This is a genomic window from Staphylococcus sp. GDY8P57P (assembly GCF_017892585.1).
Classification (GTDB): Bacteria; Bacillota; Bacilli; order Staphylococcales; family Staphylococcaceae; genus Staphylococcus; species Staphylococcus borealis.
Genome location: NZ_JAESLK010000019.1, coordinates 361217 through 380133, shown reverse-complemented (window position 1 = coordinate 380133; position 18917 = coordinate 361217). Strand labels below are relative to the sequence as shown.

17 protein-coding genes and 1 pseudogene are annotated in these 18917 nt (G+C 33.6%); 6 read left to right on the top strand and 12 right to left on the bottom strand.

The genetic code is table 11. The features are described from left to right. Positions 1 to 392: 392 nt before the first annotated feature. The 3 genes from KA878_RS08690 to KA878_RS08680 all read right to left on the bottom strand — a co-directional run bounded on the left by KA878_RS08690 (position 393) and on the right by KA878_RS08680 (position 2458). On the bottom strand, positions 393 to 716 hold the full coding sequence (locus tag KA878_RS08690) for a PH domain-containing protein (protein WP_075108029.1): 324 nt from the start codon (positions 714 to 716) through the stop codon (positions 393 to 395). Between the two features lie 29 nt (positions 717 to 745). Continuing rightward, a complete protein-coding gene (locus tag KA878_RS08685) occupies positions 746 to 1477 on the bottom strand; it encodes a transcriptional regulator, SarA/Rot family (protein WP_193839053.1) in 732 nt (243 codons plus the stop codon). A gap of 258 nt (positions 1478 to 1735) precedes the next feature. Next, the gene (locus tag KA878_RS08680) at positions 1736 to 2458 is read right to left on the bottom strand and encodes a helix-turn-helix transcriptional regulator (RefSeq protein ID WP_228480668.1); all 723 of its coding nucleotides are present in this window, start codon (positions 2456 to 2458) and stop codon (positions 1736 to 1738) included. Between the two features lie 800 nt (positions 2459 to 3258). On the opposite strand from KA878_RS08680, the gene KA878_RS08675 reads away from it, so the two are divergent. Next, the gene (locus tag KA878_RS08675; protein ID WP_053028591.1) at positions 3259 to 4023 is read left to right on the top strand and encodes a CHAP domain-containing protein; all 765 of its coding nucleotides are present in this window, start codon (positions 3259 to 3261) and stop codon (positions 4021 to 4023) included. Positions 4024 to 4436: 413 nt separating this feature from the next. On the opposite strand, the gene nhaC is transcribed toward KA878_RS08675, so the two are convergent. Together nhaC and KA878_RS08665 are read right to left on the bottom strand one after the other, a co-directional pair. Beyond that, on the bottom strand, positions 4437 to 5843 hold the full coding sequence (nhaC, locus tag KA878_RS08670; protein WP_193839052.1) for a Na+/H+ antiporter NhaC: 1407 nt from the start codon (positions 5841 to 5843) through the stop codon (positions 4437 to 4439). A 112-nt stretch (positions 5844 to 5955) separates the two neighbouring features. Further along, positions 5956 to 7026 carry an NAD/NADP-dependent octopine/nopaline dehydrogenase family protein gene (locus KA878_RS08665; RefSeq protein ID WP_193839051.1) on the bottom strand — a complete coding sequence of 357 codons (1071 nt, stop codon included), beginning with the start codon at positions 7024 to 7026 and terminating at the stop codon, positions 5956 to 5958. 405 nt (positions 7027 to 7431) lie between these two features. Between KA878_RS08665 and KA878_RS08660 the strand changes: the two genes are divergently transcribed. The 5 genes and pseudogenes from KA878_RS08660 to KA878_RS08640 all read left to right on the top strand — a co-directional run bounded on the left by KA878_RS08660 (position 7432) and on the right by KA878_RS08640 (position 10609). Then, a complete protein-coding gene (locus tag KA878_RS08660) occupies positions 7432 to 7860 on the top strand; it encodes a magnetosome magnetite crystal formation protein family (protein WP_053028594.1) in 429 nt (142 codons plus the stop codon). A 316-nt stretch (positions 7861 to 8176) separates the two neighbouring features. Then, positions 8177 to 8776 (top strand): CHAP domain-containing protein, encoded by a 600-nt coding sequence (locus KA878_RS08655; RefSeq protein ID WP_193839050.1) that lies wholly within the window; start codon positions 8177 to 8179, stop codon positions 8774 to 8776. A 148-nt stretch (positions 8777 to 8924) separates the two neighbouring features. Continuing rightward, positions 8925 to 9254 carry a DMT family transporter gene (locus tag KA878_RS08650; protein WP_075108035.1) on the top strand — a complete coding sequence of 110 codons (330 nt, stop codon included), beginning with the start codon at positions 8925 to 8927 and terminating at the stop codon, positions 9252 to 9254. A gap of 1 nt (position 9255) precedes the next feature. Further along, positions 9256 to 9574, top strand: a pseudogene (locus tag KA878_RS08645) (DMT family transporter). A 78-nt stretch (positions 9575 to 9652) separates the two neighbouring features. Then, positions 9653 to 10609, top strand: a complete 957-nt coding sequence (locus KA878_RS08640; protein WP_193839049.1) for a 2-hydroxyacid dehydrogenase family protein — start codon at positions 9653 to 9655, stop codon at positions 10607 to 10609. Positions 10610 to 10706: 97 nt separating this feature from the next. Here the strand turns inward: KA878_RS08640 and KA878_RS08635 are convergent, their stop codons facing one another. The 7 genes from KA878_RS08635 to KA878_RS08605 form a co-directional block, all read right to left on the bottom strand. Next, positions 10707 to 11831 (bottom strand): FAD-dependent monooxygenase, encoded by a 1125-nt coding sequence (locus KA878_RS08635; RefSeq protein WP_193839048.1) that lies wholly within the window; start codon positions 11829 to 11831, stop codon positions 10707 to 10709. 96 nt (positions 11832 to 11927) lie between these two features. Next, positions 11928 to 12707: an N-acetylglucosaminidase gene (locus KA878_RS08630; RefSeq protein ID WP_193839047.1), complete on the bottom strand. Its 780-nt coding sequence runs from the start codon at positions 12705 to 12707 to the stop codon at positions 11928 to 11930. 27 nt (positions 12708 to 12734) lie between these two features. Next, on the bottom strand, positions 12735 to 12953 hold the full coding sequence (locus KA878_RS08625; RefSeq protein ID WP_053029047.1) for a hypothetical protein: 219 nt from the start codon (positions 12951 to 12953) through the stop codon (positions 12735 to 12737). Between the two features lie 164 nt (positions 12954 to 13117). Then, the gene (locus KA878_RS08620; protein WP_053028601.1) at positions 13118 to 13591 is read right to left on the bottom strand and encodes a helical membrane plugin domain-containing protein; all 474 of its coding nucleotides are present in this window, start codon (positions 13589 to 13591) and stop codon (positions 13118 to 13120) included. Continuing rightward, positions 13591 to 16545, bottom strand: coding sequence for a formate dehydrogenase subunit alpha (gene fdhF, locus KA878_RS08615; protein ID WP_070855310.1), 2955 nt, complete (start codon positions 16543 to 16545; stop codon positions 13591 to 13593). Before fdhF ends, KA878_RS08620 begins: the two co-directional genes overlap by 1 nt. A 367-nt stretch (positions 16546 to 16912) precedes the next feature. Then, on the bottom strand, positions 16913 to 17854 hold the full coding sequence (locus KA878_RS08610) for an LCP family glycopolymer transferase (protein ID WP_193839046.1): 942 nt from the start codon (positions 17852 to 17854) through the stop codon (positions 16913 to 16915). A 110-nt stretch (positions 17855 to 17964) separates the two neighbouring features. Then, positions 17965 to 18756, bottom strand: a complete 792-nt coding sequence (locus tag KA878_RS08605; protein ID WP_193839045.1) for an inositol monophosphatase family protein — start codon at positions 18754 to 18756, stop codon at positions 17965 to 17967. Positions 18757 to 18917 lie beyond the last annotated feature (161 nt).

Genomic DNA, 18917 nt, shown 5'->3' with positions numbered 1-18917 from the left:
TTATGCTATAAAATTTATTTTATAACATTTAAGTATAATATTTCAATATTTTTATGAAATTAAAATGATATTATATATCAATAACACGTTCCATCAATTAAATTACACATAATCAATTTGTCTTAATTGCTATTTAATAGAATATAAAAAAGGAGTGCGACAGAATTCTTTTTGAATTCAATGTCCCACTCTCCTAACAAGGATGATTCGCGCTGAACACAGCTTCTTTAAATCGTTGTCTCAGTTCAGTCAGCTACGATATATTTGCAATGTCGCTTTGTTATATTAATTTTTATTTCGTTCTTTCTATACATTAAAGACTTAATCTAACTGAAAAAATGGTTAATAACTGTTGTTCTATCCCTTAATTCTCTATTACTGCCATTTTATCGTTATTTAATTTTAGCATTCACATAATCAACAAACGGTTGAATCTCTTTTGTTTGAATTTGTTTCATTGGTACTTTCCCAATGTTAAAAGTAAACACTAAGTCTTTACCATCAAATTCAATTGCTTCTATTTCATTGTATGGAATATTTCTATAATAGAATTGTCCATTCATATCTACATTCATAATTAATCTTTCAGAGGTAGCAATAAACGCACCTTCAAACTCACTTTGTCCTTGAACGTTATACTCAATTATCCCTAGTACAGAAGGCCCTTTAGACTCTGTTGGGAACAAATCATCGGGATTCACATTATCTAAAATCATGCATTCATTCTCCTTACCTATTATGTTTATTAAATCAATCTCATTTCCTCTTGGAATTTATTGTAACATTTAACAAATATTTGATAGGTTTCATATGCTCGTGATTCAATAAATTTTACGTTTACAATTCGTTCATCTATTGAATTACGATATTTCTCTAAATACCCTTTATGATAAAGTTCATTAATAACTGCATTTATACATATTAAGTATCGATAAGACATAGATTGAATCTCTTTTAATGAAATGACTTGCCGATTCGAAATGAACGCTCCTAATAAAATCAGTTCATCTAAACTCAGATTAAATTCCTTCGCTAACATTTGGACTTTATATCGTGCATCAAAAATAGTGATGACATATTTCAATGAATTGTAATGGGTACTTTCTATTATACATGCAAAGTTTTTCAATTTTACCATTTCATTAATTTCAGAAAACATCGTATTGAGTTTATCCTGACAGTTTGTTGATGGGAGAAATAATAAGCGTCTTTGATCATTATTATCACGCAATTTAATAATCCATCCCAAATGGTATAAGTTCTCTAAATGATGTCTTAGTTGTCTTTTTGAAATAGATTGATACGTAATTAATTCATCTATATAAATACCTTGATGATGAACATGATAATAATTAATGACTTCATTTAATGTTTTTAATTGTTCAAACTTTAATTGGTAGCTGTACTTTAGCACCTCACCTACCGCCTTCATAAAAACCAGATAAAACAATAATGTTTCTAACTTATGCTTATCCATCATACCTATCACCTCATGACACAATCTTTAGATTGGGCTATCGAAAGCATCTACGGCAAATCGCTTAACCGTATAAAATGATTAAGATTACTTTGAACATAGCAATGATATACCACTATTCCTACCCAACCTTTGCAAAGATAGACATTTACATGACTCTTTCAATAAAACAACATCATCTTTATATTTTGTGAATCAGTAGGTCGTACTAACGAATACACAATCATAACAGTGATTGATTACTTCTGATAGGTTATTTTAACTGTAATGCGCTTTGGCTTCAGCAATTAATAACTGGGTTGTTTCATCAAACGGTATTTCTGATTGATTCAATGATTGGTATTGATGTGACTGATTTTTAGTTCGAATTTGACCAGGTGTGTTACCATACCTTTTATTAAATAAAGCGATAAAATGCGGGAGATGATTGAACCCATGCTTGAACGCAATGTCTTGAATCAAATGATTACTTATTAAGATGTCTATTAAACATAATTTTAATCTAACATCATTTATATATTGCGTTATATTACGATAAGGTGTGTGATATTTGATAACTTTACTTAATTCTTTAGCTGACATATTAAGTGCATTCGCCATGTCCTGACGACTAATCTTAGTACTGTGATGTTCAATAACATACTCATGTACCTTATCAACTAAAGCATTTTCTAATTTATAATGAACACGTTGTTTTCTTTGCAAATATCCTAATTCTACACATAAATGTTTAACAAGCTTATCTTTGATTTGTAATTTGTGCGGTTGTCTACTTTCAAATTCCAGTATATTTAGAATAAATGGTTCTATTTGTCTTCTTTCTATAGAAGAAAATTTATAGCCATTTGACTTAATATAATCATCAGCAAACTTCAAATAATCTTTGAATGCTATTTCAATGTTTGCGACGATCGCACCATCTTCGCTTTCAATCGAGTAAATATCATTAAGCATCACAAATAATAAATCTCTTTCTTGCATCTGAAATCTCTCTAAATTTAAATTTACTCGTCCTGACCCTTTCAGCCAATAGATTAATTTAATATTCGATTCCTTTTGCTTACTTATCTTTATATCTTTTAAAAGTTTTACCGAAAAGTTATCAATCATACGTACGTCCTCTCACTTTATAATATATAAAGACATGACATAAACAGAAATAATAAATTATCCCCCATAACTCTAATAACTATTGCTGCATCATTAACGTTTCTCTAATTTAACGCATTTAATCGAATGTCTATCTTCATATATAATTGTATGTTTTATTTCGGTATTATCAGTAGCAAACTTTTAACCAATTATATCATTTTATTATCTTATATAACGATTTTTATATCCTAAATGATTTTTATAATATCAAACATTATAAATTCCTTTAACACGCCTGCAAGAGAGTAATAATACAATTAAATTAAAAGATGATTCAGATACTTATTGTAAAAACAATACAAAAATAATGAATTCTATTAATTTTATATCAAATTTATTTTTGCTGTTACTTTACAAAAATGTTACAGAGAAATGAGTATCTTTTTCATATATTTTTTAAAACGTTGCTATAACAGCGTTTTTTAATATTACAAAAAATTACTTATTGTATTTATCTCAACACTATTTATTAGCAAAAAATTACAAAATGATAACAACGCACACAAAATGATTTTTTTCTGATAAAGTATGTCTTGTCGTTAAGAAACTTATTAAAAACTGGACTTAAGGGTCATCAAATGACTATTAAATATAAAATATTAATTTAATTCTCAGGAGGAAATTTTACAATGAAAAAAATCGCTACAGCTACAATCGCTACTGCAGGAGTTGCAACAATCGCTATCGCTGGACATGGTCATGAGGCACATGCAGCTGAACAAGGCTACAATCCAAATGATCCAACTTCATACAGCTACTCTTACACTATCGACCAACAAGGTAACTATCATTACACTTGGAAAGGTAACTGGAGCCCAAATCAAGTAAATCACTCTAGTCAATCAAATTATTCAAACTACAACTATTCTTATAACTACAATAATTACAATAACTATAACAACTATAACTACAATTACTATGGTAATAACACACAATCATATAGTTCAAACACACAACAAACTGGTGGTTTAGGTGCAAGCTACTCAACTTCAGATCGTAACATTAAAGTAACTACAACTACTGCGCCATCATCACAATCAAATGGTGTGTCAATTTCAAGAGCTTCAAGTTCAGGTAGTAACTTATACACTGCTGGTCAATGTACATACTATGTATTTGATAGAGTAGGCGGTAAAATCGGTTCTACTTGGGGCAATGCTAATAACTGGGCAAGCGCTGCAGCTGCATCAGGTTACACTGTAAACAATTCACCATCAGCTGGTGCTATTTTACAAACTTCTCAAGGTGCTTACGGTCACGTAGCATATGTTGAAAGCGTTGGTAGTGACGGTTCAGTTACTGTATCAGAAATGAACTACGGTCACGGTGCTGGTGTTGTTACTTCACGTACTATCTCAGCTAGCCAAGCTGCTGCATACAACTACATTCACTAATTTTATGTATAACGAATAAATTAAGGTCAGTAAATGAATTTCTTAAAATACATTTACTGACCTTTTTAATGTGCACAAGTTTAATAATATTGTGAACTGTTGGATATATAATTGAGCGTATTAAAAAAGATTGGAAAGTAACACTTCATACTTTCCAATCTTAATGTATGTCCAACAAATTCATTCTTTCTTGCTTTGTTATATCTTTTACTATAATGGTGCTAATAATAAATTCGTTTGTCATCGTTCATGGATCCAATTCTCGCTACAAAAATTGAACCCACTACTATGAAATATTTTGAGGATATTTACAGTTAAAACTTTAATGCATTAGATATCATCGCTACAAAAATATCTATGTAATGTTTTAACATACTTGAATATATCCTTTTGACAAATGATTAAACATATTTTTACGAATTTTTTACATAACTTTTGTTGTTTAATTTACGAATACCAAGTCCTGAAAATCCATAAACAATAGCTAGAATTGCACATAAGTAACACGGCACTGTCCAAATAAAGAATTGATCTACGGATACACCCAATTGTTGTGTGTAATAAATTCCTGAAGTTCCCCAAGGTATTAACGGCAATACCATCGTACTAGAATCTTCTAATGTTCTTGATAAATTAGTTTTATCCAAATCCATTTCGACAAACATATCTTTCATTAAGACACCCACCATGATAATGACTATAGATGCTACACCAGCAGCAAAAACTAACATTAAGCAACATACCACTGTTATTAAAATTAACGTACCCACTGATTTTACACCTTTAGATACTGTATTTAACATGACATCTAAACATCCTGATGTCTCTACAATACCTGCGAAAGCATAGCCACAGAAAATTGTAACAAGTATTTCTGTCATACTCATCATGCCACCTTGTTCTAATAACGACGTCGCATTGTTAGAGAGATTGGTATGACCAGTCATTGCAGGTGTAAAACCGTTAAACATAGCTTTAAATCCATCAACCATAATAAAGTGATGATTTAATGTACCTACAATAACAGCACTCAAACTAGATGCTAACATAGAGGGTACTGTGGATACTCGACACACTAAGCAAATAATGATAACTAACAAAGGTATCCACACCCATATATTAATATGATATATACCATCAAGTTCATTTAATAATTGATGTATTTGCTTTGTATTGACTGCACCTTTTGAATTTAATCCTGCAAAGAACCATACGATTAACCCTATCATTGATGCCGGTATGGTCGTCCACATCATTGCCCTAATGTGAGAAAAGATATTCACCTTAGTGACTAAGGCAGCCAAGTTGGTCGTATCTGATAATGGTGACATTTTATCACCAAAAACTGCACCTGCAATAATAGCACCTGCTGCCATACCTAAGTCGATATTCAGCTGATGTGCAATAGATATCAAAGCAATACCCGCAGTAGACGCAGAGCCCCATGCTGTCCCTGTGGCTAAACTACAAATTGCTGAAATGATAAATGCAGAAACTAAAAAATAATGTGGATTTAAAAATTTCAAACCGTAATAAATTAAAGCTGGTACAGTTCCAGAATACATCCAACTACCAACAATAATGCCTACAGCTAAGATGATAAATATTGCAGGCATAGCCGTTGTTAGCCTTCGAGTAATGCCTTCTTCCAAATCTTCCCACTTTAATCCTACACGCCAAGCAATTAAAGCAGCATAGGCAGAAGATATAAGTAATAGCACTTGAATTGGAATATTAAATTTTATAAATCCGATTGTTACGACAAGAACCATAACGACGATTGTAGATATTGCTTCCCAGAACGATGGCTGTCTTTTCATACACATTCCTCGTTTCTATTAGATTAATGACCTCTTTTCACAGCTAGATGTTTATTTGAATGATTACTTAAATATTAAATATGCATGTATACATCGTTTATTCAACTTTTCATTATTCTAAACCGAGTTTTTCTAAACCAAGTTCTTCAACTTTAAGACCTTCTTCGAAAAAGTCACGTTCTAAAATTGTAGACGCAATCATGATAACCGCATCGATATTGGGTGTCTCAACATCGATTGCTCGTCCTAGACTTGACCATAGCACTAAGCCATATGCGATATCTTCTGTTAAGTAACGATTTTGAACTGAATTAGGTCCAGGAATTTGAGAGAAAACAGGACTCGTATTAAAGAGTCGATTTAATGGTTCATCTTCATCTTTACGCTCTAAATATCCTCTTTGTATACGTGCCTCTTTCGCTGTTAAAAGTTCAAACCCTAATTTACGACCTAACGTTAAACGTTCTAATTCAATCGCATGTAATAATCTGACAGTGTGTTTCGTGATTCCTTCCTTATACAAGGCAAATGAATCTGCATAATCGATTCGACCTACATTTAATAATGTTGGCCCAGGATGTACTTCTGGATTTCCGTTTTCTAAATTTGTCTTCCATAAGTTTTCTTCTTTAACCAGGTATGGATAAACTTGACTCACTTTTTCAAAGCTGTCACTAAGTTCTTTCTTATTATAAGTAGAGAAGAACACCTTACGTACATTGAGTGATAAATCTACTCGTGCTGCTTCAAAGTCTACACGCGTACCGTACGTTAGCGTATTAGCTTCAGCAAACTTAGGCTGAACCTCGATATGTCTATCTTCAAGTACATTAATAAAACGGATTGAAGCCATCGCTGCTGCAATATTAAAGAAGATCAGTTGATCATTCGTCACGTGCTCAGCCATTATTTCCGCATAGTATTCAATATAAGATGAAGGAATAATCACTTGAACAAGTTCAGCGTCTTTCAAGACATATTCAATGTCATCACTGATTTCAGTAAACGGTACAAATGATTCGGCACCTTCATTGTTAAAATCAAAGCCACCCTTTTCTAATGCATGATCAAACTTTTTAATAGATGAATTTCGACAGTATAATTTCACATCATGGCCTTGATTTACCATATCTACTGCCGCTGTTACTGCACCATTACCTGATCCTACTACTGCTATTTTCATAATTATAACTTCCTTTCAAACTATCTTATTGTCTCTCATTTTGATTAAAAATAAAGGGAGCAGGTTAGAAATCTACATCGCTTCACTAGATTTCTATATAACCTTGAAAAGACAGTCCAAAATAACTGTCTGTTTCCAAGTCCCGCTCCCGGGCAAAGTTGGCTAGAATAAAAATAAACTAAAGCCATCATCATTTTTATTCAGTCAGCTACTGCCAAATCATTCATATGAATCATTACTAAAAAAATTAGTACTTAATTTTATACAACGCTAAACTATATCCTATTTTTTAAAAATTAAACACACTAAATTAATTTAAATTAATTTTAAAATTAACTAATCATTTTAAAGTAACTTTGTTATATTAATAGTGATACATGATTATAAGTTGAAAGGAGTATTATTATGTCAGAATATGATAATCAATCACACAACTCTCCGATTCAGAGGGATAATGAGCAAGATGCGCGTTTAATGGCAATGTTGGTCTTCTTATTAGGCTTTTTTACTTCTATTATTGGTCCGATTATTATTTGGGCTATTAAACGTAATGAATCACAATTAGTTGATAAAGCTGGAAAAAATTACTTTAACATGCTCATTTCATATTTCATTTGGAGTGCTGTCATTGGAATTTGTATTGTTCCCTTATTCTTCATATATGCCGTTAATAATGAAGCGGTTATCATTATCGTAACAATATTAATCTTTATTCTTTCTATCTTGCTATTTGTGCTTTCTATTTTATATTTCGTATTCCACATCGTTGCTTGTGTGAAATATTTTAGTGGAAAAGCGTATGTTGTTCCATTATCAATTCGTTTCTTTAAATAAATAGCGTAACAACTAATGTTACAAATGCCTGTAACATAAATCATATATTAACATTATCAAAATATAAGAATAATGTAGTATACATGCATATTCCAAGCATTATTACATTACGTAACCTTGAGCACCCCTTTATTACGGAGTTGTTCAAGGTTTTTGTATTTCATTTACGAAAACGTAACAATGCACATAACGCGTTTGGAATCTGTTAAAGTATGAATTGTCGTTGGGAGCGACTAAAAAATCAAATCGAAGTCTATTCAACATATCGCTAACTAAACCTATTGTTGAATATCATATTTTGGGAGGACTTTTTACTATGAAAAAAATCATTACAATTTCAACTTTAACAGCAGGCATTGGTGTATCAGCATTAGGATTAAATGCTAACCATGCGGATGCTGCGGAATATAATCACAATCCAGCACCACAACACAATCAATTCGGTGGCGGTTATCAACAACCTCAATTTAACCAACAATCATTTAACTATAATCAAAGCACTACTTCATCTTCAATAACTGACGGAAGTACGTCATCTAGTAGTTCTTCAACAACGACGACGTCATCAACACAAACAACTTCTTCAACATCAGGTAATTTATATACAGCTGGCCAATGTACGTGGTATGTTTATGACAGAGTTGGTGGCAACATTGGGAGTACTTGGGGAAATGCGAATAATTGGGCTAGTGCAGCTTCAGCAGCTGGCTATACGGTAAATCAAACACCTGAAAAAGGCGCAATTCTACAAACATCTGAAGGTACTTATGGCCATGTTGCTTACGTGGAGAGCGTAAATAGTGATGGTTCTATAACTGTTTCAGAAATGAATTATACTGGCGGACCATTTGTCAAAGATACGCGTACCATTTCAGCAAGCCAAGCAAGTGCTTATAACTATATCCACTTATCATAATTTCTATATATAATGATCAGTTAAAAGCGTATGCCTCGTTAATTAAACATTAACAGCATACGCTTTTTTAAGTTTCTCAAATTGAATTTAAATCAACGATTTGAGAGAATGAGCATATTAGTCTTTTATAGATAAGGAGTGTTAGGTTATGCAATGGCTTAAAGTCATTTTTGCTGGTCTGATTGAAGTGGTTTGGGTAATAGGATTAAGTAATGCGCATAATTTCGTTACTTGGCTATTCACTTTAATCTTTATTGCATTAAGCTTCTATTTAATGATTTCCGCTTCTCGACATCTACCTGTTGGGACCGTTTATGCGGTGTTTGTAGGCATAGGAGCTGCTGGTACAGTGATTGCTGACATGCTTTTCTTTGGTCAACCATTTACGATTACGAAACTGGGCTTGTTACTACTATTGTTAATAGGAATTATAGGCCTCAAATTATCAACGAACGACACGCCTCAGGGAGGTATGTAATATGTCATGGCTATATTTACTCATTGCGGGATTACTAGAGGTACTTGGTGTCATTTGGTTAAATCAATTTGCACGTTCAAAACAAAAAATTTATATTATTTTGATGGCAGTGACATTCATTTTTAGTTTTAGTACTTTAAAACTGGCAATGGCAACCATTCCAATGGGAACTGCTTACGCTATCTGGACAGGTATTGGTACTGCTGGAGGCGCGCGCTATTGTAGGAATGATATTTTATAGAGAATCAACACATTTTAGCCGTATATTCTTCATTTTCTTAATACTTTTCTCTGTAATTGGCCTCAAAATAATTCAATAAAATGAAATGAATTACATTTGTATACGTTTTCTTCTTTTATTATACTTAAGGAGAAAACAATGTTAAGGAGTGAGTATCATGGAAAAAGTTTATATCGCTGGCGCAATTCCTGAAGTAGGATTAAATTTACTTAAAGAACACTTTGAAGTTGAAATGTATGAGGGTGAGGGCATCATTGACAAGGAAACGCTAAAAGAAGGCGTCAAAGATGCTACTGCACTGATAAGTATCCTTTCAACGAATGTGGATCAAGAAGTAATTGATAGCGCAACGAACTTAAAAATCATTGCAAACTATGGTGCTGGATTTAATAACATCGATATTAAATACGCACGTGAAAAAGGTATTGATGTTACAAATACACCTAAAGCATCAACTGCATCAACTGCTGAATTAACATTTGGCCTTGTTTTAGCCGTTGCACGTCGTATAGTAGAAGGTGATAAATTATCTCGTACTAAAGGTTTTGACGGTTGGGCACCTTTATTCTTCAGAGGTCGTGAAGTATCAGGTAAAACAATTGGTATTATTGGTCTAGGAGAAATTGGTAGTGCAGTAGCTAAACGCGCGAAAGCTTTTGATATGGATGTCTTATATACTGGTCCACATCAAAAGAAAGAAAAAGAACGCGAAATTGGCGCGAAATACGTAGATTTAAATACATTACTTGAAAATGCAGACTTCATCACGATTAATGCTGCCTATAATCCAGATTTACATCATATGATTGATACTGAGCAATTCAAACGAATGAAGTCAACAGCCTATTTAATTAATGCAGGTCGTGGCCCTATTGTAAACGAAGAGGCTTTAGTAAAAGCTTTAGAAGAAAAAGAAATCGAGGGCGCTGCATTAGATGTTTATGAATTTGAACCTGACATTACGGACGGATTAAAATCACTTGATAATGTCGTTATCACACCACACATTGGTAATGCAACATTCGAAGCTAGAGATATGATGTCTAAAATCGTTGCAAATGATACAATCAAAAAATTAAGTGGCGACACACCTCAATTTATAGTTAATAAGTAATCTAAAATATGAAAAAAGACGGAAACTGAAAGGTCATGGCTAAGTGTATTCGTACTCACTTAAGCATGTACAATGACTTCAGTATCCGTCTTATTTTTTATTTACTTTTCGCTTTGTATAAGAATTTAGTTTGTCTACTTAATAAACGTTTAGGTGTTCGCTTCATTACACTATTGCGTAATGAGATGGCTAATGTGTTATCTTTTTGAGCTATTTTACCAATCTTTCTTGAACGTTTAATGACTTTAGTAGTATGTTTAACCCTTAACTTATCATAGCGTTTTAACGCTTTGTCCAAATCGTATTCAGCTAAGCAATTGGCTAATACAATTGCATCCTCCATTGCTTGCCCTGCACCTTGCCCCATATTAGGTGTTGTTGCATGTGCTGCATCTCCTAACAATAGTATCCGTTGGTTTACAAATGATTTGATTGGTTTCATATCATATAAATCATGTTTCAGAATACCTGTTTCGCTCTGTTTATCTAAAATATGGCGTACGGGTTCTGGATAATTATTGAAATATGCTTGAAGATGTGGTTTTTCAAATGATTGATATTTTGAATCCTTTTCAGACGCATTAATTGTGATAAACCAATACGCTTGATTATTGATTAGTGGGACAATACCTACGCGACCACGTTTTCCCCAATATTCATTAGCTGTATCTGTATTTTGTAGATTCGCATCATCCACTAAGCCACGAAAACACGTATACCCTTGATAAAGTAGCTTGGCATTCGGATGAACGGCTTGTCTAACAACAGAATGAATACCATCTGCACCTATACATAAATCAAAACGCTGACTTGCATGGTTAGAGAAGTGAATTAGCACTTGTTGATCAACATTATCAACTTTAATGACATCATAATCAGTATAAATACATTGAGGATTGACATAAGACTCTATGAGTTCTATTAATGTTTGTCGTGCTAAAGTAACATTTAATGTGTTTTCTTTTAATTTTACAGTAGATAAACTGTTTCCTTTGTCATCAAGGACATTCATCGCTGATAAGTTTAGACCCGCATTTTTGATGCCTTTAGCTAAGTCATGTTTTCCTAATTTCTTAATGACATTATCACCAATGCCTATCCCTGCGCCAACTTCACTAATGCTTGGTTGTCTTTCAAAGATAGAAACGTCATGTCCTTTTTCTGAAAGTAGTGCACCAGCGGTTAAACCACCTATTCCTGCACCAATTATTGCAATTTTCATTTATTTACACCTCAGTATTAAATTCTACTAAATTTTATCATAACTATGCTTTATCATTGCAGTTGGAAATGTAACATCCTGCAATTGTTAACCTAATCAAGAGGTATAGAAGTTTTTGCGAATATCATCTTTTTTAATACCAAATTCATCATAATATGATTGCATAAATGTTGCGATATGATCTGCCCATAAGATATCGCTCGCATACTGATGCTGCCCTGGATTCTTAGGATTCCATCGCATTTGATAGAGCGTAATTTGGTCATTATCAAAATAGTTCGCACGAATAAATTTGGCACCACCTAGTATGGCTTTGCGTGGTGTCGTCCATGCTGCTTCTTTCGCGTAGCTTTTACCTGTATGTATCGCATTTTCATCGAAGGCACCTACACCAAAAAAATTATAATAGCGTGTCTTGCCATCTTTGATACCACTAGCAAGTTTAGATTCACCATTCGCCGTTTCAACACGTGCATGGCTTATTAAGTAGATGATATTCACTTTATATTTATCTTGCGCCTCTATAAAAGCATCGGCTTGATTTTCAAGAATACCGTATCCTTTTAGCATCTGATTTACTTCTCGTTTCGACATTGGAACTTGCTGAGAAATATCCATGTATTTAAAGTTATTATCATCTCGTGATATGCGCATCGCCTTCTCTATGTCTTGGTTATTCGCATTCACAAATTGACCATTGCTTTCAACTGTATTTAACACACTTGCATCTGTTTGTTTCTGTAATGCTTCTTGAAAGCTATAATGGCGATCATTTTTCAACAAATCCGAGTGATTAATAATTAATAAAACAATGAAAATAATGATGATAGTGCCTAACAATATGATTGGCAAACGTAAATGGGATAATTGTTTCATGTCAGTGACAATCCTTTATATAGCTAATTAAGATAAATATAAGTAAGTAATGATAATAACAATTAAGACAATCGCAAACGATATGTTGATGACAATCTTCATGCCAGTTCGGTCTCTGAATAACACATTGAAGATAACCAAACTAATTGCCAGTGATACAGCAAACATTGAAATTGCTAGCACCATTTGCATCATCACTAAAAAAATAATTCCTAAAATAATGAACACATTAGAAATCACTGTCATAATTTTAATTGCGTTTGGATGAATTGTTCTCACCCCTTTTTATTAATATATAGTCCACCTTACCATAATTTAAGTTGAAAGTACTTATAAATTTATTTAAAGAAACGAAGTAAGGAGTGAGACTGAATTCATCGTCTCACTCCCTACTTATTATTTTAATTACATTATTTCTCGTCTCTTGACATACCTTTCAGCAAGTTAAGCATATATGTTAAGCTACGATTCATATCATCGTCTTTAAGGACACCCATTAGACTACGAATACTTGTTTTAGCATTAGGATTAGCTTGATTTGCAACATGTAAGCCTTTATTCAGTTTATTTAAGAATTGGCTTAATTCTTGTACATTGAGCTCTCCTAACATAAAGACCATTGGTGCTAAATTTGTAATTAAACCTGCGTATAAGTCTTTATTAAGCTCGGTCATAAATTTATTAATGATCACTTGACGACCTCTAATGCCGCCATTCATTAAATCAAGAATTTTCGCCTCATCTAAAGCTTTCACTATACGAATTGCTTTTAAAATACTATCTTTATTTTCAGCAATAGCATCTGTGACTTCATTAATACTTTCAAGTTTAATTTGCGCTTCAGACTTCTCTAAACGTTTAATTTTTGTTATTCTTTCAGCCATTATTTATCCACCACATTTCCCGGGAAAACATAATCAGGACGTTCCCATTTTTTCTGTACTTGGACACTATATTGCGGATTACGTTGCTTATCGACACGGAAGTTAGTTGGATTTAATGGTGACTTACCTTTACGTGTCAATACTTCCATACGACAACTTGTTCGTTTATATGATGGTGTGTCTGTATATTGATCGACATCACTGTTCGTTAATTTATTGATAGCACCTAAATCACCATTTGACATAGCATCATTATTTAAAGGAATATAAATTTCTTTACCTTTAACTCGATCGGTGATTGTGGCAATCAATGTTGCTTCCCCAGTTTCAGAAATCAATCGTAGTTCTGCACCTTCATGAATATCACGTTCTTTTGCTAGTTCTGGTGAAATTTCAACAAATGCATTAGGCATTTTATATTTAATCATTTCAGTTTGATATGTCATATTACCTTCATGGAAATGTTCAAGTAAACGACCGTTATTCACATGTAGGTCATACACTTCGTCTTCTTTAAAGAAGTTATCAAATGTTAATGGGAATAATTTAGCACGACCATTTTCAAAATTAAATCCATTCATATATAACGTTGGTTCATCTGTACCGTCTGGTGCTACTGGCCATTGAAGACTGTTGAAACCTTGTAATCGATCATAGCTTACACCTGAATAAGATGGTGTTAATCGCGCGATTTCATCCATGATTTCACTTGGATGTTTATAATTCCAATCCGCACCCATACGTTGTGCAATTAATTGGAAGATTTCCCAGTCTGGTTTAGACTCACCTAATGGTTGTAATGCTTTGTTAATACGTTGAATACGACGTTCTGTATTTGTGAACGTACCATCTTTTTCTAATGATGGACTTGCTGGTAAGACAACGTCTGCATAAGTTGCTGTAAATGTTAAGAATTCATCTTGAACTACTAGGAAGTCTACTTTTTCTAAAGCTGATTGAACAAAATTAATATTAGAATCTACAATACCTGTATCTTCACCGTATAAGTATAATGATTGAATATCTCCATTATGGATACCTTCCATCATTTGGTGATTGTCACGTCCAGGTGTTGGGTTTAATGCAACACCATATTCTTTTTCAAATTTCGCTCTAACTTCATCGTCGGCCACTTTTTGATAGCCTGGGAATTGGTCAGGCATACTACCCATGTCACTTGCACCTTGTACGTTATTGTGACCACGTAACGGATACGCACCTGAACCTGGTTTTCTGTAGTTACCTGTGACAAGTAATAAGTTAGAAATGGCTGTACTTGTATCACTACCAATATCTTGTTGCGTAACACCCATTGCCCAACAAATTGACATTGATTCAGCTTTTGCAGCCTCTTCAGCAAAACTAATGATTTGTTCTTTTGGAATACCAGTTGCTTCTTCCGCAAAATCCATCGTAAATAATTCTAATGATTTGTAATATTCATCATAATTATCTACCCATTCATTTAAGAAATCTTTATCATGTAAATCATGATCAATGATGTATTTCGTAGCCGCACCAAGCCATACTAAATCCGTACCAGGTTTCGGTTGATAGAAGGCATCCGCACGCTCTGCCATTTCATGTTTTCTGATATCGAATACATGCATTTTTTGTCCGAATAATTTTTGTGCACGTTTCATTCTTGAAGCAATAACTGGGTGTGCTTCAGCAGTATTGGTACCGATTAAAACTGTCATTGCTGCTTTTTCAAGATCTTCAATTGAGCCTGAGTCCCCACCATGACCAACTGTTCTAAATAGGCCTTTTGTAGCTGGAGCTTGACAATATCTTGAGCAGTTATCAACATTGTTAGAACCGAAAACTTGTCTTGAAAGTTTTTGCATTAAATATGACTCTTCATTTGTTCCTTTAGAAGATGCGATAAATGCTAGGTGATCGCCACCGTATTCATCTTTAATACGTTTGAAGTTAGATTCAATTACATCCAATGCTTCATCCCATTCAACTTCATGGAACTCGCCGTCTTTTCTCACAAGCGGTTTTGTTAAACGTTGGTCTGAATTAATATGACCCCAAGAGAATTTACCTTTCACACATGTAGCAATTTTGTTTGCTGGTGAATCGTGTGATGGTTGAACTTTAAGCACTTCTCTATCTTTAGTCCATACATCAAATGAGCAACCTACGCCACAATATGTACAAACCGTTTTCGTTTTCTTAATACGTTCTTTACGCATTTCCGCTTCAGAATCTGATACTGCGAATAATAGACCATCACCTGGTTCAGCTTTCTTAGTTAAATCAATCATTGCTGCTAATGAACCTGGTTCAGTATCTGTCATATAACCAGCATTGCCCTCCATGTTAACTTCCATCATGGCATTACAAGGACAAACAGTTGCACATTGACCACATGATACACATGATGACTCATTAATTGGAACATCATTATCCCAGATAACTCTAGGATGTTCACGATTCCAGTCGATTGAGATGGTTTCATTTACTTCGATATCCTGACATGCTTCGACACATCGACCACAGAGAATACATTGATCTGGGTCATATCGATAAAATGGACCATAGTCTTTTTCATATGGCTTCGTCTTATATTCGTATGACTGCTCCTCTAACCCCCATGCATCCATGGCATTATGTATTTCACAGTCACCGTTGTTATAATCACATACTGTACAATACAACATGTGTTTTTCTAATATACGATCTAAAGCTTCTTTTTGACTCGCTTTCACATCGCTATTTTGAGTATTAACTGTCATAGGTCGATCTACAACAGTGCTACACGCACGTTCAATTTTGCCGTCAATTTCGACCATACATGTATCACATGTTTGGATTGGTCCCATTGACTCGTTATAACAAATTGAAGGTACGAAAGTATCACGAGATTTTATAAACTCGAGCAAACTTGTTCCTGGTTCTACAAGATAATCTGTGCCATCAAGCGTGACGATTAAATGTTCTTGCATACTCTCCACCCCATCTATATTAAAATTTTCCGTAAAATGACTTTAACGACGTAACCATTCCATTCCAATACCCCACATATATTGAACATAGAATTACATTAATTGTATTACTTATTTCATTAAATGTTAAGCGTTTCATAAATTTTTGCAATTTTAAAAGAATTAAATATTAATAATACATTCCACTACTACAAAATTAATTTTTAAAGATTTATTATATTTTAATTTTTTAGAGTATATAAAAAGAGGTAGGACCAAACGCTTTTGAGTTTGATCGCCTACCTCTATAAGTATAGGTTTACTTGAATGGCAAAAGTAAAGGAGTGGAACAACGCATTTATTTTAACTTTTGTCCCGCTCATTATGCTTACAAGTTATTATTTAACACATCTGTAGCATTCTGTTTTGAGTCATCATTTGGTATAAAGTACCAAAGGCCATCATCTTGAATGCCACCTTGCCCTTCTAATTGATGACGGTTCACTGTTGCATTGGCATTTTTATAATTTTTTCTAATATCGTTCATGTCATTTAATGTTAAATCTGTTTTTACATTTTTCTGGATTTGATTCATTAATGATGGGAAATGTGTCAATGCTGACGCACTTGTCATCTTATTAGCCATCGCTTGAAGGATCAATTGTTGTCGTTCTTGACGACCGAAATCTCCACCAGCGCCCTCTTCTTTACGACTACGTATAAAGGCCATTGCAGTATCACCATCTACGTGTGTAGATTGTCCTTTTACAAAGTTTGTTCCTTTCGTAGTGAAAGTATCATTACTCGTAACATCGACGCCACCTAAAGCATCAATCATATCATGTAAGCCATCCATATCAACCGTCGCATAATGATCGATAGGGACATTCATTAGTTTCTCTAATGATTTAACAGCCATCGTCGGCCCACCATAAGCATAAGCATGATTGATTTTCTCTGTTGTACCTTTACCTACAATGTCAGCTTGTGTATCTCGAGGCACACTGACGATTTCTGTTGTTTGTTTCTTCGGATTAATAGAAAGAAGCATGATTGTGTCACTTCTTTCACCATCATTTTGACTTTTACGTTGTGCATCTGAGTCAACACCAAATAATGCAATGGTAAATGGGTCACCGTTAGATAAACTTATATTCTTTGATCTCAATTCTGAATGTTGTCTATTTAATGGATTATGAATCTTACCACTCGTGATAAAAATACTAGCCACCACAAAAATTGTCGCTACAATTGCTAGTACAAACAATATCCCTATAAACCATGTAACTATTTTTACGGGCAGGCTCATTCGTTTATGCGTTCTACGCATCCTACCACTCCTATTCTTTTTTATGAATTAATATTATAATTATATATTAAAATGATTAACTTGCTATACGTCTTAAGAACTAACTTTTCTTAAACTAGCGATTATGAGTGTTAAATATGATAGCCACCATCTCGATTGAAAATAGCCAAAATAGCTTTATAACAACCACGGTTACTAATAATGAAAGGACCACTCTTAGCAAAGTCTAACGGTTCGCCATTTAATTGTGTCATTTCCAGATTTAATTCTTTTGCAAATAAAAATTGTGCTGCTATATCCCACGGTTTAGGGTTTGTATTCATATGTGCGCCAAATTGCCCTTTAATGACTCTGACTGAATCTAATCCACATGATCCAATATTTCTCACGCTAAATGACGCATCATATAATGCTTTACTTGTATCATCATTTATATATTGTGTTCCAAAAGAAATGATTGCATCACATAATTGTAATTCACGAGGTGGCAATAATGGCTGACCATTAACATATGCCCCCTTACCCGCTACAGCCTTGTACAATTTATCATGAGGATAATCATATATGTACGACAGTTTAGGTTCCCCATCAACGAAATATGCAATAATAATACAATAATCTTCTTGTTGCTTAACTAAATTTGCCGTGCCGTCAATTGGATCCATAATCCATAAATGACCCTCGTATGGCTGAATCGTATCATTATCTTTTTCTTCAGCTAACAATTGATGTCCAGGAAAGTATTCAGATAAATACGTTTCAAATTTGTTTTGAAGTTGCTTGTCTACATTAGTAACTAAATCAAAGCGATTTAGTTTGGTATCCGTAGACATATCTTTGATTAATTGTGGAATAACATCATCTAAGTGTGTTAACCAATTCATAATATGTGTATCTATATAATGAAGTTCATTTTGCATCATTTCACCTCAACGATCTATTTCACTTTATTGTATCTTACTGTATTTATTTGTCATAGGTATTTTTAAATTGCGACACAAAAAAATCGGCTAGTCATCTGCTAGCCGACAAATAGAAAGGAAAGTAAGTAATAAATATTGAAGATGTTTCGATGTAACTCGAA

Coding starts and splice junctions, on each gene's coding strand:
- KA878_RS08690 (WP_075108029.1), bottom strand. CDS start 716: ATGATTTTAGATAATGTGAATCCCGATGATTTGTTCCCAACAGAGTCT.
- KA878_RS08685 (WP_193839053.1), bottom strand. CDS start 1,477: ATGGATAAGCATAAGTTAGAAACATTATTGTTTTATCTGGTTTTTATG.
- KA878_RS08680 (WP_228480668.1), bottom strand. CDS start 2,458: ATGCAAGAAAGAGATTTATTATTTGTGATGCTTAATGATATTTACTCG.
- KA878_RS08675 (WP_053028591.1), top strand. CDS start 3,259: ATGAAAAAAATCGCTACAGCTACAATCGCTACTGCAGGAGTTGCAACA.
- nhaC (WP_193839052.1), bottom strand. CDS start 5,843: ATGAAAAGACAGCCATCGTTCTGGGAAGCAATATCTACAATCGTCGTT.
- KA878_RS08665 (WP_193839051.1), bottom strand. CDS start 7,026: ATGAAAATAGCAGTAGTAGGATCAGGTAATGGTGCAGTAACAGCGGCA.
- KA878_RS08660 (WP_053028594.1), top strand. CDS start 7,432: ATGTCAGAATATGATAATCAATCACACAACTCTCCGATTCAGAGGGAT.
- KA878_RS08655 (WP_193839050.1), top strand. CDS start 8,177: ATGAAAAAAATCATTACAATTTCAACTTTAACAGCAGGCATTGGTGTA.
- KA878_RS08650 (WP_075108035.1), top strand. CDS start 8,925: ATGCAATGGCTTAAAGTCATTTTTGCTGGTCTGATTGAAGTGGTTTGG.
- KA878_RS08640 (WP_193839049.1), top strand. CDS start 9,653: ATGGAAAAAGTTTATATCGCTGGCGCAATTCCTGAAGTAGGATTAAAT.
- KA878_RS08635 (WP_193839048.1), bottom strand. CDS start 11,831: ATGAAAATTGCAATAATTGGTGCAGGAATAGGTGGTTTAACCGCTGGT.
- KA878_RS08630 (WP_193839047.1), bottom strand. CDS start 12,707: ATGAAACAATTATCCCATTTACGTTTGCCAATCATATTGTTAGGCACT.
- KA878_RS08625 (WP_053029047.1), bottom strand. CDS start 12,953: ATGACAGTGATTTCTAATGTGTTCATTATTTTAGGAATTATTTTTTTA.
- KA878_RS08620 (WP_053028601.1), bottom strand. CDS start 13,591: ATGGCTGAAAGAATAACAAAAATTAAACGTTTAGAGAAGTCTGAAGCG.
- fdhF (WP_070855310.1), bottom strand. CDS start 16,545: ATGCAAGAACATTTAATCGTCACGCTTGATGGCACAGATTATCTTGTA.
- KA878_RS08610 (WP_193839046.1), bottom strand. CDS start 17,854: ATGCGTAGAACGCATAAACGAATGAGCCTGCCCGTAAAAATAGTTACA.
- KA878_RS08605 (WP_193839045.1), bottom strand. CDS start 18,756: ATGATGCAAAATGAACTTCATTATATAGATACACATATTATGAATTGG.